Source organism: Amycolatopsis sp. NBRC 101858, assembly GCF_030269325.1.
GTDB lineage: Bacteria > Actinomycetota > Actinomycetes > Mycobacteriales > Pseudonocardiaceae > Amycolatopsis > Amycolatopsis ponsaeliensis.
Genome location: NZ_BSTD01000001.1, coordinates 260,138 through 277,564, shown reverse-complemented (window position 1 = coordinate 277,564; position 17,427 = coordinate 260,138). Strand labels below are relative to the sequence as shown.

10 protein-coding genes are annotated in these 17,427 nt (G+C 71.8%); 8 read left to right on the top strand and 2 right to left on the bottom strand.

Annotation, left to right across the window (positions count from 1 at the left end):
• The first annotated feature begins 43 nt into the window (after window positions 1–43).
• From QSK39_RS01245 to QSK39_RS01220, 6 genes are all read left to right on the top strand, one after another.
• Window positions 44–724: a TetR/AcrR family transcriptional regulator gene (locus tag QSK39_RS01245; RefSeq protein WP_285475806.1), complete on the top strand. Its 681-nt coding sequence runs from the start codon at window positions 44–46 to the stop codon at window positions 722–724.
• Between the two features lie 138 nt (window positions 725–862).
• A complete protein-coding gene (locus QSK39_RS01240; RefSeq protein WP_285475805.1) occupies window positions 863–1,462 on the top strand; it encodes a hypothetical protein in 600 nt (199 codons plus the stop codon).
• Window positions 1,459–2,589 carry a PrsW family intramembrane metalloprotease gene (locus QSK39_RS01235; RefSeq protein ID WP_285475804.1) on the top strand — a complete coding sequence of 377 codons (1,131 nt, stop codon included), beginning with the start codon at window positions 1,459–1,461 and terminating at the stop codon, window positions 2,587–2,589. Before QSK39_RS01240 ends, QSK39_RS01235 begins: the two co-directional genes overlap by 4 nt.
• 268 nt (window positions 2,590–2,857) lie before the next feature.
• Entirely contained in the window at window positions 2,858–3,187 is a 330-nt protein-coding gene (locus QSK39_RS01230) for a YciI family protein (RefSeq protein ID WP_285475803.1), read from the top strand.
• Window positions 3,184–4,416: an RNA polymerase sigma factor gene (locus QSK39_RS01225; RefSeq protein WP_502873230.1), complete on the top strand. Its 1,233-nt coding sequence runs from the start codon at window positions 3,184–3,186 to the stop codon at window positions 4,414–4,416. The genes QSK39_RS01230 and QSK39_RS01225 overlap by 4 nt, the downstream gene beginning before the upstream one ends.
• Before the next feature lie 546 nt (window positions 4,417–4,962).
• Window positions 4,963–6,402, top strand: a complete 1,440-nt coding sequence (locus QSK39_RS01220; protein ID WP_285475802.1) for an MFS transporter — start codon at window positions 4,963–4,965, stop codon at window positions 6,400–6,402.
• A 77-nt stretch (window positions 6,403–6,479) separates the two neighbouring features.
• Here QSK39_RS01220 and QSK39_RS01215 read toward each other — a convergent pair whose 3' ends face one another.
• The gene (locus QSK39_RS01215) at window positions 6,480–7,244 is read right to left on the bottom strand and encodes an ATP-binding protein (protein WP_285475801.1); all 765 of its coding nucleotides are present in this window, start codon (window positions 7,242–7,244) and stop codon (window positions 6,480–6,482) included.
• A 291-nt stretch (window positions 7,245–7,535) separates the two neighbouring features.
• Between QSK39_RS01215 and ribB the strand changes: the two genes are divergently transcribed.
• The gene (gene ribB / locus QSK39_RS01210) at window positions 7,536–8,198 is read left to right on the top strand and encodes a 3,4-dihydroxy-2-butanone-4-phosphate synthase (protein WP_285475800.1); all 663 of its coding nucleotides are present in this window, start codon (window positions 7,536–7,538) and stop codon (window positions 8,196–8,198) included.
• The gene (locus QSK39_RS01205; RefSeq protein WP_285475799.1) at window positions 8,198–8,851 is read left to right on the top strand and encodes an HAD family hydrolase; all 654 of its coding nucleotides are present in this window, start codon (window positions 8,198–8,200) and stop codon (window positions 8,849–8,851) included. The genes ribB and QSK39_RS01205 overlap by 1 nt, the downstream gene beginning before the upstream one ends.
• A 47-nt stretch (window positions 8,852–8,898) precedes the next feature.
• On the opposite strand, the gene QSK39_RS01200 is transcribed toward QSK39_RS01205, so the two are convergent.
• Window positions 8,899–17,232, bottom strand: coding sequence for a SpvB/TcaC N-terminal domain-containing protein (locus tag QSK39_RS01200; protein WP_285475798.1), 8,334 nt, complete (start codon window positions 17,230–17,232; stop codon window positions 8,899–8,901).
• Between the last annotated feature and the right edge of the window lie 195 nt (window positions 17,233–17,427).

Below are 17,427 nucleotides of genomic sequence, written 5' to 3'. Positions count from 1 at the left end.
GCACGATACAGTGTATCGAACGATGCGTTGTACTGTCAGCGCCATGGTGGTGTGGGAACGGCCGGAGCCGCCGGAGCGACCGACGCCGGCCCCGCTGAGCCGGGACCGCATCGTCCGGGCGGCGACCGGGCTGGCCGACGCGCACGGCCTCGAAGCCGTGTCGCTGCGCAAGGTCGCCGCCGCGCTGGACGTCGGGCCGATGCGGCTCTACGGCTACATCGCCACCAAGGAGGAGCTGCTCGACCTGATGGTCGACGCGGTCTACGCCGAGATCCGGCCGGCCGGCGACGGCTGGCGGGAGGTGCTGACCTCGGTCGCCGAACTGACCCGGCGCACCGTGCACCGGCACGAATGGCTGGCCGACCTGATCGGCGGGCGGCCCCAGCTCGGGCCGAACGCGCTGGCCAGGGGCGAGGCCGTGCTGGCCGCGCTGGGCGGCGTCCACGTGGACCTCGTCATGCCGGTGGTCTCCGCGGTCGACGCGTACGTGATCGGCACGGTGCGCCGGGAGGTCGCCGAGCGGCGCGCCGAGCGCGCGTCCGGGATGAACCAGCGGCAGTGGCAGGCCGCGTACGGGCCTTATCTCGAGCGCACCTTCGCGACCGGCCGGTACCCCGCGCTGGAGACGGTCGTCCGCGACGCCGCCCACCTCGGCGCCGACGAGACCTTCCGGACCGGCCTCGGCTTCCTCCTCGACGGCATCGGCGCCGGCATCCCGGACTGAGCCGCTGTCCACTGAGGACGGCCCGGCGCGGCGAAAAGGTGCGGATCGCGGCGGTGCGTGCTTACAGTCCTCCTTCACGGGAGAGAGGGGCAGCGGGTGTCGGTCAGCGCGCAGGAGCCGCCGCGGGGGTGGGTTCCGGTGGAGCACCGGTTCCTCGGTCTCGACCGGCGGACGTTCAAGCCGGCCCTGATCGCCCTCGGGATCGCGCTGGTGCTGGGCTACGGGCTGCCCGCGCTCGACGCCGCCATCCCGTGGCACAACGAAATCCGGGCCGGGGACGTGCTGGACCTCGGGGCCGGGGCGACCGCCGTCCCGCCGGTGGGCTGGCAGCTCGAGAACGGCACCCTCACCGGATCCGCCGCACCGGCGAGCCCGGCGACCCTGCAGGTCACCCTGGCGACCGGCGGCGCGACGATCGACCTGCGCGGCGCGCCCTACCCCGGCTCGGCCGCGGCCTTCCTCGACCAGGTCGAACGCTCGGAGGGCGACGCGCCGGGCGTCGACGCGGCGCGGGGCACGGTGACGACCACGGCCGGCCTGACCGGCGTCGTGCAGGCCGGCACCGGGCCGGGCGGGGACGCGCTCGACGTCGCGTTCAAGGTGCCCGCGGCCGGGCAACCCGCCGATGCCGCGCCCGCGTTGCTGGTGCGGGTGCGCACCGCGCCGGACCAGTTCGAGCGCTACCGCGACACCGTGACGGCGTTCGTCCGCAGCATCGCCCCGGGCGCGGGCCGGTGAGCGGCAAGGCGGCCCAGCTGGCCGCGATCGAAGAATCGGGCTGGGGCCTGCCGTTCCGGTTCTTCCAGCCGCACAACCTGGCCTTCTGGGTGTACCTGCTCGGCGTGGGCGGGGGCGCGCTGGCGATCGTGCGGTACTTCGGTTCCAGCGGCTTCTACACGCCCGCGCTGACCGGCGGCGTGCTGCTGTTCGGGCTGTACCTGGTGCCGTGGTCGCTGGTGCTGCGCCGGCAGAACCGCTACACCGCGCAGCCCGGCGGACTGCTCGCGGCCGGCTTCGCGTGGGGCGGCATCGCGGCGGCGTTCTGGATCGCGCTCCCGGCGAACACCGCGCTGCTGGAGATCTGGACGAAGGTGGGCGGCACCGCGTTCGCGCAGAACTGGGCCGCGGGGCTCACCGCCCCGATCAACGAAGAGTGGAGCAAGGCGCTCGGGCTCGTGCTGCTGATCGGGCTCGCGCCGCGGCTGGTGCGCAGTGCCTACGACGGCTTCATCATCGGCGCCGCCATCGGCCTGGGTTTCCAGGTCTTCGAAGACGTCCTCTACGTCTACAACGGCGCGGCCCAGACCTTCGGCGCCGACCAGCTCGTCACGTCCGTCCAGGTGTTCCTGGTCCGCGGCGCGTCGGGAATCGTGTCGCACGCCCTGTTCAGCGCCATCTTCTGCACGGGCCTGATGTGGGTGCTGGGCCGGGCCCGCGGGGAGCGCCGGGTCGCGCTCGGGCTGGTGACCATGCTGACGGCCATGGTGTTCCACTTCGCCTGGGACGACATGAACGGGCTCGGCGGCAACGGGCCGCTGACCGCGGTGCTGCCGTTCGTGATCGCGGCCGTCGAGCTCGTCACGCTGTTCGCCGTGCTGCGCCGGGCCGCCGGGCTGGAGCGCCGCTGGATGCGGGACCTGCTCGGGCCGGAGGCCGAAGCCGGTGTGCTCGAGCCGGCTCTGCTCGACGCCGTCAGCGGGCTGCGCCGCAACCGCAAGGCCTACCGCAAGCACGTGCACAGCCGCCGCCGGGCGCGGCACCTCGTCGAAGCGGCCGGCGACCTCGCCCGGGAGATCGCCCGGGCCGGCGGCCGGGAAACCCCTCGGGTCGCGCACGCCCGGGCCGAGCTCGCGCGGCTCGGCTGACGGGTCTCCCCAGAGCGCATGGGGCGCGGGAAAGGCTGCCGTGCCGCTCCCGCGTCGGCGACCGGGGCCGATGGGGGACCTTGCGGACGGCAGCACCGGCGCGCCCGTCGCGTCGTTCGAGGGCGCTTCGCACCGCCCTACGGTGGCGGCGACTGGCACGTGCGGTTCGTCGCCAACTGATCCGTGAACGCCCACCGGGGCGGGCGAGCGGGAGGTGCCGGGCAGTGGCATCCTGACCGCGGTCCCGACTCCAGAGGAGATGTTCCGGATGCAGTTCCTGCTTTCCGTCGTCCACGACGGGCCCAGCCTCGCCGACCCGGTCGAGGAAGCGGCGATCGACGAGTTCAACGACCGGCTCCGGGCCGGGGGCAACTGGGTCTTCGCCGGCGGGCTCGGCACCCCCGACAACGCCACCGTCATCGACAACCGGGGCAAGCAGGCGGTGATCACCGACGGCCCGTTCCTGGAGTCGAAGGAGTACCTCGCCGGCTTCTGGGTCGTCGAAGCGCCCTCGTTCGACGTCGCGGTCAAGCTCGCGACCGAGGGGTCGGAGGCGTGCAACCGGAAGATCGAGGTCCGGCCGTTCCTGGACGAATGAGCGTGCTCGACGCCCGCGAGGCCGTCACCCGCGCCCACCGCGAGGAATGGGCCCGGGTGGTCGCCGCCCTGGCCCGGCGCTTCGGCGATCTCGACATCGCCGAGGAAGCGGCCGCCGAGGCGTTCGCGACCGCCGTCGAGCGGTGGCCGGCCGACGGCGTGCCGCCCAACCCCGGCGCGTGGCTGACCACGACCGCCCAGCGCAAGGCCATCGACCGGATCCGGCGTGAGAACAAGCGCGACGACAAGCAGCAGGAAGCTCGGCTGGCGCACGACGACAGCCCGCCGGAGCCGCTCGGCGCCGTCGAGGACGACCGGCTCCGGCTCATCTTCACCTGCTGCCACCCGGCGCTCGCGGTGGAAGCCCGCCTGGCGCTGACGTTGCGGATGGTCGGCGGCCTGACCATGCCGGAGATCGCCCGCGCCTTCCTGGTGGCCGAGAGCACCATGGGCCAGCGGATCACCCGCGCGAAAGCCAAGATCAAGGCGGCGGGCATCCCCTATCGCGTGCCGTCCCCCGAGGACCTCCCGGAACGCGTCTCCGGCGTGCTCGCGGTCCTGTTCCTCGTGTTCAACGAGGGCTACCTGGCCACCGGCCCCGACACCGACCCGGTGCGGCAGGACCTGACCGCCGAGGCGATCCGGCTCACCCGCGTGATCCGGGGCCTCCTGCCGGACGACGGCGAGGCGGCCGGGCTGCTGGCGCTGATGCTGCTCATCGAGGCCCGCCGCCCGGCTCGCGTCTCGGCCGCCGGTGAGCTGATCCCCCTGGCCGAGCAGGACCGGGCGGCATGGGACGCGACGCTGATCGCCGAGGGTCACCGGCTGGTGCGCGAGCGGCTCGCCGCCGGCGTCGCTCCGGGCCGCTACCAGATCCTCGCGGCGATCAACGCCGTGCACACCTCGGCCCGCACCATCGGCGACACCGACTGGTCGCAGGTCCTCGCCCTCTACGACCAGCTCGTCCGCCTCGACCCCTCACCGACGATCGCCCTCAACCGCGCGATCGCCGTCGCCGAGCTCGACGGCCCCGAAGTCGCACTGGCGGCCGTCGACGAGCTCGAGGACAGCCTGGCCGGCTACCACGCCTTTCACACCACCCGCGCCGAGCTGCTGCGCCGCGCGGGCCGCAACCCCCAGGCGCGCACGGCCTACGACCGGGCCATCGCCCTGGCCGGCAACACCGCCGAGACCGCGTATCTGACCCGCCGTCGCGACGAGCTGACCTAGCTGTGGTGCCCGGGGAGGTTGATCAGCCGGGTGACCGGCGATCGTAGAAGTGCAGCCAGCCCGGTAACGCGGCCCGCCGCAGGGTCTCCGACGGGGAGAAGCGGGCGTAGGCCAATCCGGGGCGGTTGTGTTCGTAGCGGCGCAAGGGTTCGACGGCGACACGGTCGATCCGGGGCAGCCGGTTGATCCGGCACCTGAGCCTCCCCGGACATCACCCCTAGCCGGAATCCGCGTGCGGTGACCGGCTCGTGCCGGAAATGTCGGCTACAGCCAGCGCCGCGGTGAGTGCAGCGCGTACAACATGCGCAACTTCGAAGGTGCAGTGCCCGACGTCCTTCGGAACGATGAACACCTGCCCTGCTCGAGGTCGACGTCTCCGGGTCGCGATTGGCTCGCCGGTGTTGTCGTGAGTGTGTCAGACGAACTCGCACCTGACTTTCCGGAAATTTTTCGAATGCGGTGTCGGATCGAGCCAGGGGTGTTCGTAGTACGGATGAGAGGTCGCCCAGAAGGGGCGCCCCGACAGAGCCGAGAAGGACGTTCCTCATGACAACCGTGAAGGAGCCGGGCGCGGTCGCCACAAGCCGCTCCAGCCGCCTGATGTGGGCGATCCTGGGGGTGGTGCTGCTTGCCGACGCTCTCGACGTGATCGATGCAACAGTCACGAACATCGCCGCTCCGACCATCGCCGCCGAGCTCGGCGGCGGGGAGAGCCTGATCAAGTGGTTGGGCCCGGCGTACATGCTCGCCATGGGTGTCCTGCTCGTGGTCGGTGGACGGCTGGGCGACAAGTTCGGCCAGCGCAGGCTTTTCCTGATCGGCGTGGCCGGGTTCACCCTGGCGTCGGCGGTCGCCGGTTTCGCGCCCGACCCGGCTCTGCTCATCGTCGCCCGGGTCGCGCAGGGAGCGTTCGGTGCGCTGCTGATTCCGCAGGGCATGGCGATCATGACGAAGAATTTCGACCGTGAAATGCTCGGCAAGGCGTTCGGTCTGTTCGGACCCGTTCTCGGTATTTCCAGTGTGGCCGGCCCGGTCCTCGCCGGTTTCATCATCAGCGCCGACATTTTCGGCCTGACCTGGCGCCCGATTTTCCTCCTGAACCTCGTGCTGGGCATCATCGGGCTGATCGTGGCCGTCAAGGTCCTGCCGCGTGACGACGACGGCGACCGCTCCACCGTCGTCGACGGCTGGGGTTCCGGCCTGCTCGCGGTGACGATGCTCGGGCTGCTGTACGGCCTGATCGAGGGCTCGACCAACGGCTGGGGCGTCATCCCGGTCGTCTCGATCGTCGTCGGTGTCCTGTTCTTCGCCGCCTTCGCCTACCGTCAGCGCACCGCGGCCGACCCGCTGATCATGCCGTCGCTCATGAAGAACCGGGGCTTCACCTCCGGCATGATCGTCGGCCTGGCCGCGTTCGCCGCCGGTACCGGCCTGATCTTCGTGCTGTCGCTGTTCCTGCAGGAGGGCCTGCACGCCAGTGCCCGGACGGCTTCGCTCGGCCTGGTGCCGCTCACCCTGGGGCTCATCGCCGCCGGGTTCGCGGCCATGGGCGGCATGGTCGCCAAGCTCGGCCGCCGGCTCGTCTTCATCGGCCTGACCGTCACGTTCGTCGGCTGCGCCGCGGTCCTGGCGCTGGTCGAGGGCTACGGGACGGACGTCAGCATCTGGGCGCTGGCCCCGGCGCTGCTCGTGATCGGCGTCGGCATCGGGTTCAGCTTCTCGACGATCCCGACGGTGGCCCTGGGCGACGCGCGGCCCGAAGAAGCGGGCAGCGCGAGCGGTTCGCTCAGCTCGATCCAGCAGCTGGCGTCGGCCATCGGCTCCGCGGTGGTCACGTCGATCTTCTTCCAGTCGGCCGGCACCGGGCTGGCCCACGCGATGAACGTGACGCTGATCGTGGTCCTCGCGGTCACGGCGCTCAGCATCCCGATCGTGACGCTGATGCCCCGCAAGGCGCCGGCGGGCCCGCCCCCGCCCCCGGAGTGAGTCACCTTTTCCGCAAAACGGCCGGCCGACGGGATACCCACCCGCCGGCCGGCCGTTTTTCGCGCCCGGACGGCGGTTCAGTCGGCGGAGGCGGCCGCCGCGCGGGGCAGCCGGAGGACGGCCCAGACCACCTTGCCGCCGGAGTGCGTGCGGGACCAGCCGGTCGCGTGCGCGAGGTGGGCGACGAGCTGCAGCCCGCTGCCCGGTGCCGGCGTCCGCGGGCCCGGCCGGGGCAGCGAGACGGGCCGGGTGTCGTCATCGGCGACCGCGACGGTCAGCCGGTCCGGCCGCCATTCGAGGCGAAGGCGCGCCGGTGACCGGGCGTGTTCCGCGGCGTTGTCCACGAGCTCGCCGGCCACGGTGGCGGCCGGCTCCGTCAGCGGGTCGATTCCCCAGTTGTGGCAGGTGTCGGTGACGAACCGCGTCGCCGCGCGCACGCTCAACGGCGAAGACGGCAACCACAGCTCGGCACGGCGGCGAGGCGGCGGCGCGCCGAGGTTGTCCAGCGCGGCGAGCACGGTGGGCTCGACCGCGACGAAGCGCCGCACCGGACCACGCCACGGCAGTGCCCCGTGCGCCGGCCCGGGAACCACGACGAGCCGCATCGTCGACCATTGCGTGACGCGCAGCCACACCGTGACGAAGACACTCGCGAGGTAGTCACTGGTGATCTCGAGCCGGCCGAGATCCACGATCACCGCGCGAGGCTGATCCGCCGCGCACTTGAGCAGGACGTCACGCAGCTCCGGATAGGTGCGAATGTCCAGTACGCCCACCGGGCGGACGATCGTCGCCCCTTGCAGTTCGGACAGTTCACAGCTGAGCGGGCTGTCCGCATCCATGCCGAAGGGTCGCCGCCTCTGATTGGTCGAGCCCGGATCGCGCCCAGGACAGTCGAGATTACGCCGGGGCAAGCGACGACAATAGCGAAGCTCGTCAGGTCCACACGATTCAGTGAATGTGGATAAAGAATCACGGATAACGGCCGGGCGATCACAAGATCGAGTGAGGTTGGGCGAACCGGCGCGCGCCGAGCCGGGGGACCGGGTCCGGCCGCGGTTGACTGCACCGGATCCCAGCCCCGGCAAGTGCGGTCCCGCCGGGAAACCCTTCGTGTCCCGAGAGGACGAACGATGACCTTCGCCGTGCCCGAACAGGTCCGCCGCGACCGGATGCCCGAGCTGGACACCGTGCGGGCCGCGATCACCGACATCGGTTCGGGGCGGCCGGTCATCGTGGTCGACGACGAGGAGCGCGAGAACGAAGGCGACCTCATCATGGCCGCCGAACACGCCACGGCCCGCGCGCTCGCCTTCTACGTGCGGCACACCAGCGGGCTGATCTGCGCGCCGATGGACCCGGAGACGGCCGACCGGCTGCGGCTGCCGTTGATGGTGCCGGACAACGAAGATCCGGAAGGCACTGCCTACACGGTGTCGGTGGATGCGGCCGACGGCATCGGATCGGGGATTTCGGCGGCCGACCGCGCGCACACGCTGCGGCTGCTCGCCGGGCCCGCCACCACCGCGACGATGCTGCGCCGGCCCGGGCACGTGTTCCCGCTGCGGGCCCGCCCCGGCGGCCTCGCCGAGCGGCGCGGTCACACCGAGGCGGCGGTGGAGCTGATGCGCCTGTGCGGCCTGGCGCCGGTCGCGGTGATCAGCGAGGTCTGCGACGACGACGGCGGCGTCGCCCGGCTGCCCCAGCTGCGTGCGCTGGCCGACCGGCACTGGCTGAAGGTCGTGTCCGTCGAGCAGATCGCCGCGTTCGCCCGCCAGGCCGAGGTCGCCGGCTGATGCCGCTCGCCACCGTCTTCGACCTGGACGAGACGCTGGTCGACAGCTCCGCGTCGTGGCAGCGCGTCCTCGGCACCGTCGCCGCGCGCCACGGCTACGCGTGGACACCGGCGGACTGGGCCGCGATCCAGGGCACCAGCACCGCCCACTGGAGCACCTACCTCGCGCGCCGCTGCCGGACCGTGACCGCCGAGGCCGTCGTGGGCGAGTGCGTCGACGGCATGGTCGAGGCGATCCGCGACGGTCGCGTCGGCCTGCTGCCCGGCGCCGCGGACCTCGTGGCCGCCGCGGCCGCCCGGGGTCCGGCCGGCCTGGTCTCGGCCTCGCCCCGGCGTTACCTCGACGCGGCGGTCACCGCGTTCGGGCTCGCCGCCCTCCTGCGCGTGACGGTCGCCGGCGAGGACGTCGAGCGGGGCAAACCCGCCCCGGACCCGTACCTGCTCGCCGCCCGGCTGCTCGGCGTGGCACCGGCGGACTGCGTCGCGGTGGAGGACTCCGCGTCCGGGATCCGCTCGGCGCACGCGGCGGGCATGACCGTGCTCGCCATCCCCAACGCCACCACCGCGCTGGACTTCGCCACGCTGGAGCTCGCCCACCACCACGCCGCCGACGCCCGGATCGCGGCCAAGACGCTCGGCATCCTGGCCGGCTGAGGCCCTGCCGTGGCGCGACTCCGAAGGCCGCACCACGCGCCGCGCGGCTAGAACCTTCCCGGTCCGCGGAGGATCTCCCCCTTCTGCAACGGCCTTGTCCCGCTCAACGGCTGGTACCCGGCCTGGCGGAAGCGGTCGAGCTCGAGCCCCATCACCGTCGGGCGGTTGTTCTCGTAGTCCCAGCGGTTGCCCTCCTCCGGTGAGGCCACCAGGACCTTCATCCGCCGCGCGATCACCGACGCCACCCAGAACTCGTTGTTGATCGTCAGGGACCAGCCGGAGTTCGTCGGGTCGTACAGCGGGTCGTTGGGGGAGAGCTTCCGCAGGTCGGGGATGTCGAGGACCTCGTAGCGCGGGTCGTTCTTGTACTTCGCGGTGTCGGGCAGCCTGCCGATCACCGCCATCCGTTCCGGGTTGTCCTCGTCCGTGCGGGTCCGCGCCGTGCTCCGGGGCGCGGACTGGACCGCCGGGGCCGTCTCCAGGGCCGCCGCGGGCGGCGGTGAGGCCGGCGCCCGCTGCTGCTCGGCGACCTCGGGCGAGCTCGTGGTGTACCGGTAGGCCAGGTACCCGGCGCCGATCGCCAGGAGGCCGCCGACCGTCACCGCGGCTCCGCACACGATCGTCGCGAAACAGCCGATGACGGCGGGAGCGGCGGCGACCGTGGCCTCCGCCGCGATCGGTGCCGCGGCGGGGGCGAGTGACCACGGGACCGTGCTGAACCGGCCGTCGGGGTCGGTCAGCCGCACCGGGTTGTCGTACGCGTAGGTGTAAGCCCCCAGGTTGGCCGGGTTCTGCACGCCGCCGTTCCCCTTGCCGTCCAAATAGGACGGCAGGGCCGGGTCGGGCGACTGCCACAGCTGGGTTCTCGGGTTGTAGTAGCGGGAGCCGTAGTTGTAGAGGCCGGTCTCCTTGTCGAACTCCTTGCCGTTGTACTGGTAGGGCACCGGTGGCTTCTCGGCGCTCTCGCCGGCCCAGGTCTCGCCGGACGGGAAGTACTCCTGGTGCGAGACGAGCTTCCCGTTCTTGTCCGTCACCAGCCCGGCCGAGCCGAGGTGGTCGGCCTGGAAGTAGAACTGCTCGTCTTCGAGCTTGCTCTCGACCTTCTTCGTCAGCAACCGGGTGTCGCCGACGAAGACGTGCTTGAACGACTGGCCGTCGACCTTGCTGAAGTTCTTGCTCGGCGCGATCTCCTTGACGGCGCCGAGCTTGGCGACCCGGCTCCCCGACTCGTCGTACACGAAGCTCGCGGCCAGGTCCTCGCCCCGCCCGTCACAGGAGCCCGGTTCCTGCTTGACCGGGTCGTCCTCGTCCTCGGTGACGCACGCGAGCCGGTTCTCCTCGTCCCAGACGAACTGCGTGTGGTCGTCCGAAGAGGTCAGCGGCTCGGCGGCCAGGACGTTGACCGCCTGGGCGGCGTCGCGGTCCTTGGTGCCGACGTCGATCAGGTTGCCGTTGGCGTCGTACTTCTCGGTGTCCTGGCCGATCTTGACCGGGGCGTGCGGCCGGCCGGCTTCGTAGGTGTAGCGCTGCGAGTACGTCGTGGTGCCCTGCGGGGTGACCGAGCCGCTGGTGCTCACCAGGTCGTTGCGCTGCACCTTGTTCGTGGTGTTGCCGAGAGTGTCGTAGGACAGGTCCAGCTGGTACCGGTTCAGCTTGTCGGCGCTGTTGCGGTACTCGCCGCCGGCCGTGGTGAGCCGGTTCAGGTCGTCGTAGCCGAAGGTCTGCTTGCTCGGGCCGCCGATGCTCTTGGCCGGCGGGACGGCGACGTCGTTGCTCAGCTGCGTGATGTTGCCGACGTCGTCGTACCGGTAGGACTGGTTCTGGATCTCGCGCCCGTCGGGCTGCCGGGCATCGAGGGTGGCCAGCCGCCGGTCCGCCGCGTCGTAGCGGTAGCTCGTGCGGACGCCGGACCCGGTCTCCGTCAGCACTTTCTGCCCGAACTTGTCGTAGTCCTGCCGGGCCAGGTACGGGTAGTCCCGGCCGTCCTTGACACCGGCGGCGGTGGTGACCTGCCCGCCGGTGTCGTAGCCGTAGGTGAGCTGCTCGCCGTCGGGGTAGGTCGTCTGCAGCAGCCGGGCGAACGAGTCGAACCGGGTGAGGGTGGTGAACGACGTCCCGGCGTCCGGGGCGCTGCCGCCGAGGGTGCGGGTCTCGCGGGTGGTCTCGCCGAGCGCGCCGTACCCGCGGGTGACGGTGCCGGCCGCGTCGCGGATCTCGGTGATCCGGCCGGCGCCGTTCTCGGGGGCGCCGAGCGCGCCGTAGGTGTACTTGACGTTGTTGCCGGTGAAGACCGGGTACCGGATCGCGGTGACGCGGGTGAAGTCGTAGTCGTACTCGATCGCCTTGCGCTTCGCGCGCAGGTTCGGCGTCACCTTGGTGATCACGTTGTCCGCGAGGTCGTACCCCGTCTCCGTCTTCCCGGAGTCCGGGCTGTCGAGCACCGTGCGGCGGCCGAAGTTGTCGTAGGCCGACTTCGTGGTGTTGCCGCGGTCGTCGGTCACGGAGGTGATCTGGCCGAGCGGGTCGTAGCCGTAGCTCGTCCAGAGCACCGGCTGGCCGCCGGCGGGGTTGAACTCCTTGACGGCCGTGGTCAGCCGGCGCAGGTCGGTGTAGTTCCGCTTCTCCTTGCCGTTGGCGTCGGTGCTGACCGTCTCGAACTGGGTGGCCCCGGCCCGGTCCGGCCCGAAGCCGTAGGCCACGGTCGAGGACGTGTCGTCCGGCAGGGTCACCCGGGTCGGGCGGTCGAGCACGTCGTAGCTCATCCGCGTGGGCGCCACGGCGTCGACGTCCGTGTCGAACGCGACGTTGCCGTCGCCCTTGGGTTCGGTGACCGGGTAGTACTGCTCGGTGTCCCGGCCGAGGAAGTCGAACACGTGCTTGCCGGAAACGATCATCACCGGCTCGGGTGCCGCGCCGGGCTCGGGCGCGACGCTGGCGTCCTGCTTCGTCTGGACGACGCGGCCGAGGCCGTCGGAGAACTGCACGGTGTCGATCGTGTCGTCGCGGACCCCGGTGGCGGTGTTGTCGATGTGCCGGCTGACCGCGAAGGGCACCGGGGCTTCCGGGTGGTACTCGAAGTCGATCGTCACCCGGTTCTCGGGGATCTCGTTCGGGCCCGCCACGAAGTCGGTGCGGCCCACCCGGTCGTAGTGGAAGTCGACCCGCTGGAAGTTCTCGTCGACGGTGGTCTCGGGCAGGCCGTACTTGTAGTTGTGCGTGCTCACCGAGCGGAGGTTGAAGCTGTCCACGACGGTCTCGACGTAGATCCCGACGACCGCGTCGTAGCCGTAGTCCAGCCGGTACCGCTGGCCGGCTTTGTTGACCGGCCCGACCACGGCCTTGAGGTTGCCGTTGCCGAGGTATTCCATGTCGCTGACGGCCTTCGTGCCGTCGGCCAGCAGCGCGCGGACCTGCGTCACGTTCCCCGTCTTGCAGTCCACAGTGGATTGACGGCTGCGCAGCACGGCCTTCGACGCGACGGCGGAGACCTGGAGGGTGTTCGCCGTACCGACGATGCCGCGGTCCCGGCAGGCGGAATCGGTCGCGGTGTAGCCGATCCGGGTCTCGACGTCGTCCGCCGTCCCGGCGTCGGCCGCGTCCACCACCCGCGTCTTGTTGCCGTACTCGTCGTACTCGAAGTCCGAGGACGTCGACTTGCCCGCGGCCGGGCGGCCTTCGTAGAACCGCTGTTCGGTGCGGGACAACAGCGGGAACACCGTGGCGGTGGTGCTGCGCGGGTCGACCGCCTTGCCGGTGGCGATGTCGCGCAGCGTGTAGGTGTTCACCGTCTCGGTGAACGCCCTCCCGGCCGCGTCGGCGGTCACCGACCGGGCCACCAGGCCGCGCACGTAGAAGCTGTCGGTGCGGTAGTCGGTCGTCACCGTCCGGAACAGCGCATCGCCGGCGCCGGCGTCCCGCTGCTCGGTGACCACCCGGCCGAAGCCGAGGAACTGCCGCTCCAGGCGGTCGTAGCGGCCGTTCTGGTACTGGTAGGTGGACAGCTGCACGTCCTGGCCGTCACCGGGGTGGCCGTCGGAGACGCGGGTGCTCGCCAGCACCCAGCGCGACTGCGGCAGGTCGGTGGTGTTGCCGTCCCGGGTGTAGTCCAGGTCGATCCGGCCGCCGAGCGGGCGGCTCACCGAGCGCAGCAGGTTGGTGCGGCCGGTCTGGTTCTCCGCCACGACCAGCTCGTTGTCGCGAGTGGACCGCACGTGGTCGGGGTAGCCGTCGCCGTTGACGTCGCGCAGCGCGAGCTCGGACCGGCCGATGCCGGTGGAGGTGTCGGCACCCGGGTTGAACACGACGCAGGCGCCGGCCAGGATGCCCAGGCAGAACCCGAAGGTGAAGTACGCGCCGGCGCCGAGGCCGGCGTTCTTGTCGGCGTTGATCCCGCCGAAGCCGCCCGGGAAGGGCGTGGGCGCGAGGAAGCCGTTGCCGGTGTTGATGGCGACGCTCATCGGGGCGCCGTCCCGGGAGAAGACCCGGTCGGCCAGGCCGTCACCGTTCAGGTCCGCGAGGCTCGCGTCCGTCTTGGACGTTCCGGTCGAGGCCGAGACGCCACCGGCCAGGCCGTAGAAGTCGGTGTTGAAGCCGAGATCGGCCGCGGCGTTGCGGGTGTCGGAGTCGTTGAGCGGGCCACCCGGCCACGGTTCGGGCGCGGCGAACCGGTAGCCGAGGTTGAGCGCGGCCGTGCCGTTGTCGTAGACGCGGTCGGGCAGCGCGTCGCCGTTGATGTCCAGCAGGTCGAACCGGCCGCCGGACTCACCGCCGCCGACGCTGCCGCCGATGCCGAGGCTGGGCAGCTCGCTGCCGGACTGGGCGGTGACGGCGTTCGCGTCGGCCGGCGGGCCGCTGTGGCCGCGGCCGTTGGCCATCGTCCGGGCCGGGCTGCCGGCGTTGGCCGACGCGGTGAAGGCGCTGGAGTCGCTCTCGCGGACGTTGGCGGCGCCCAGCGAGCCGCGGGTGCTGCCGAGCCCGCCGGTCATGTCCGAGTACTGGATCCCGGCCGAGCCGACCACGTCGGGGAAGCGGTCGCCGTTGAGGTCGAGGAAGTCGACCTGGCCGCTGCTGCTGCCCCGGGCGACGCTGGCCCCGGCCCCGATCGGCACGCCGGGCAGGCTTGCGCCGAACGTCGTCGAGACCTGGCTGCTCTCGGCGACCCGGGACACCCCGGTCGCGCCGGCGAAGTCGGAGTCGCGGGCGACGTCGATCCGGTCGGTGCCCAGCCGCGAGCTGGCGGCACCGGCGCCGGCGACCCAGGTGTTGCCGTCGTCGCTGCCCCAGCGTCCCTCGGCGGGCTGCGGTGCGAGCACGACGGCGTTGGGCGGGGTGACGCGGCCGTCGAACCCGGGGACGTCCTCCTCCTTGGGGGCGCCGGGGATCCGGTCGCGGTAGTTCGCGTCGATCGCCAGGTCACCCTGCACGATGGGGGCGGTGGCGCGGTCGCGGTTGCCCTGGTAGCCGATCGCGGCCCAGCCGCGGTAGGGCTGGGCGAACGCGCCCTGCTCCGCCGAGGCGTGCAGGGCGCTGGGCACCGGCTCGAACGTCGCGCCGTCGGTGCTGACCGACGCGCTCGCGGTGAACCGCGCGGGCGCCGTGGTGTCCGAAGTGGAATAGTCGAAGAACAGCTCGTCGCCCTCGTTCGCGGACACGGTCACCCGCAACGACTCCGGGGCCGGCGTCTGTCCATTCACGACGTCGATGACCTTCTTGGCCAGCAGCGCGCCGCGGCGCTTGACGGTGAACACGACCCGGGTGTCGGGGCCGCTCACAGTCAGCTCCGGCTGCACGGTCAGCTGACCCGTCCGGGGCGCGGTGTAGGACTGCTGCGGCGCGGTCAGGGAGTCGACCGGGTACAGGTCCAGGTCGTAGGGCGGGCTGATGGTCATCGTCGGGTTGCCGTCCTGGTCGACGACCGGCACGTCGCCGTCCACCGCGGTGTAGTGCGCGGACGGGACCCAGTGCAGGGCGCCGGCGTCGATCGGCGAGTCCACCCGCAGCCGCCACGACAGCGTGTCGTTCGCCGTCACGGGGATGTCCAGGTCGATCGGCACGGTGCCGCCCGTGGCCGCGGGCAGGGTGCCGGTGAGCACGTCCCGGCCGTTGCGCGTGATCACGACCGCGACGTCGTCGGTGGTCGGCCCGACCTTGGACGCGTCCCCGGACAGGTGCAGCGTGCCGGTGACCGGCGCGGTCACCGTCGACGGCCGGCCGCCGAGGGTGAAGTCACGCGAAGCGAGGTAGCGCCGGTTGTCCAGGCCGTTGACGTCGGTGCCGGCCGGGACGCTGGTGTAGGTGATGTCCGGGTCCCACGCGACCTGGTCGAACTTCCCGTCCAGCACGGACTGGACGCGGAAGTAGATCCGCTCGCCGCGGTGCACCGCCACGGCGTCCACGCCGGAGGGCAGGTACTGGGCTGGGTCGCCGGGCATGATGCGCTGCGACCACAGCTCGGCGTTCTCGTGCTGCACGGCGACGCGGACGCCGTCGGCCGCGCGGTCGGCGCCGGGGTCGCCGGTGAGCCGCACCCCACCGGCGATCCGGACGGTGCCGTCGTAGGGCGCGACCCACCGGCGCACGCCGTCCAGCAGCGGGAAGGCGTCGACCTGCCGTTCGAACTCGGCGGTCTGGTCGCTGACGACGCTGCCGGTCACCCCGCCGGCGCCGATGGGCACCGGGGTGTCCTTGCTGTTCGCGCTGTACGCGGGGTGGCCGTCGGCGTCGAGGTGGCCGAACAGCACGCTGCCGTTGGTGACGAGGTCGGTCAAGCCGTCCCCGTTGACGTCGGAGAAGTACCGGTCGGTGCGCGTGGTGGTGGACACGTGGTCGAGCTGCGCGGCCACGCCGATGAACGACTCGACGCCGGAGGTGACCGACCGGGTCGACTCCGAGGAGATGCCGGGCAGGTTGGTCAGCGCGATGGGCGTGTCGCCGAACTCGGTCGCGCCGCCGGGCCCGGACAGGTTGGGCCGGTAGAAGACGCCGGCGCCGGTGCGGAACACCTTGTCCGGCAAGGAGTCGCCGTTGACGTCGGTCAGCGCGAGCAGGCCTTCGGCCGAGCCGGCGGCGAAGCCGACCTTGCCGCCGGCGGACCCGGACTTGCGGGGCAGCGTTGGGTTGAACCCGACGTAGAGGTGGCCGCCGGCGCTGCTGGACGTGGTGGCCGAGAGGGCGCTGGCCTGCCCGCCGGGCACCGGCGCGCCGAGCGAGTCGCCGGGCGTGGTCCAGCCCTGGGCGTCGGAGAAGCCGCGGTAGTCGCCGGCGCCGGTGCGGATGTCGTCGAAGTAGCCGAAGGTGTGCGTGGTGAAGAGCTTGAGGTCCTCGCCGTACTGGGAGACCGACTCCAGCAGCGTCTTGGCGAACGCCCCGGTGCGGTAGTTCAGCTCGTAGGCGCGGATCGGCTTGTCGTCGAGGTAGACGTCGATCCGGCGCAGCAGGTCGGCGGTGACCTCCTTGAACCCGTTGCGCGCGTCGATCTCGACGTCCTGGCGCCGCGGCTCGCCGCGTTCCCGGTCGCGGACGAAGGTGATCGAATACCGGCCCTCGATCTTGCCCTGGCCGGTGTAGGTGATCCGCTTCGGGTAGAGGGCGACGCCGGGCACCGTGCCGCCGGCCACGCCGACGTCCGAGACCTGGACGTTGTGGTAGCGCACGAAGTTGTCGTTGGCGTCGCGCACCTCGCGCAGCGCCCACACCGCGATGTCGCCGAACTCGTCGGTGAGGGTCGTGCTTTCCCCGGGGCTGTCGGCCGGGCCCCCGAAAATCGACCGCGTGCCGTTCTTCGCGGTCACCTCCCACCAGTATTCCCGTGGGGTGGCACCGTGCCGCACGATTCTGCTGAATTGGCCTTCGATCCGGGTGTGGAACACTTTTTCCGCGGTGCGCGGCCGCAGTTCGGCGCGATTCGCGACCGGCGTCAGCTGCTGGCCGCCGAGCAGGTAAGTCTCGGTTTCCAGGGCGCCGGCGTAGCGCGGGACGCCCCACCGCGTGTCGATCGTGATCGACTGGGTGGCCAGCCCCCAGCCGACGCCCGTCCAGCCGTTTTCCGCCGCCGAGTCGTACGTCAGCCCGACGGCCGGCTGGGCGTCGCCCCGGCCCGGTGGCACCTCGATGGGGTAGCTCAGCCGGGCGTCCCCGGTGGAGTCCGCCGTCGGCGGCTGCACGAGGTTGACCTTCGCGCCGGGATCGGCGGCTTGGATCCCCTGGAGCTGGTTGGCGTCGAACGACGCCCCTTCCGGGTGCGCCGGCACGTCGACCAGGCCCTCACCCGCGGCCCCGGCCACGGCCGGTGGCTCGGCGAAGCGCGCGGCCGGCGGGACCACGCCGGCGAGCAAGGTCAGCACCACCCCCAGCGCCACGACGTTGCGGGGAACTTCCGGCACGCGGCGACGCTGACCCCAGGGGCTCATGATCCGGGACCTTTCGTATCGGTCGTCATCAGCGGATCGTGGTTTGATCAGTGAGGGGTGGAACGTACCGATACCGGATATGCGAACGCAATCCGCTCGAGGTGCACCGGAAAGACCGTTCGGCGAATTCGGCCATCAGCCTCAAGGGTTTAAGGCGACGGACTCAGG

Coding starts and splice junctions, on each gene's coding strand:
- QSK39_RS01245 (WP_285475806.1), top strand. CDS start 44: ATGGTGGTGTGGGAACGGCCGGAGCCGCCGGAGCGACCGACGCCGGCC.
- QSK39_RS01230 (WP_285475803.1), top strand. CDS start 2,858: ATGCAGTTCCTGCTTTCCGTCGTCCACGACGGGCCCAGCCTCGCCGAC.
- QSK39_RS01225 (WP_502873230.1), top strand. CDS start 3,184: ATGAGCGTGCTCGACGCCCGCGAGGCCGTCACCCGCGCCCACCGCGAG.
- QSK39_RS01220 (WP_285475802.1), top strand. CDS start 4,963: ATGACAACCGTGAAGGAGCCGGGCGCGGTCGCCACAAGCCGCTCCAGC.
- QSK39_RS01215 (WP_285475801.1), bottom strand. CDS start 7,244: ATGGATGCGGACAGCCCGCTCAGCTGTGAACTGTCCGAACTGCAAGGG.
- ribB (WP_285475800.1), top strand. CDS start 7,536: ATGACCTTCGCCGTGCCCGAACAGGTCCGCCGCGACCGGATGCCCGAG.
- QSK39_RS01205 (WP_285475799.1), top strand. CDS start 8,198: ATGCCGCTCGCCACCGTCTTCGACCTGGACGAGACGCTGGTCGACAGC.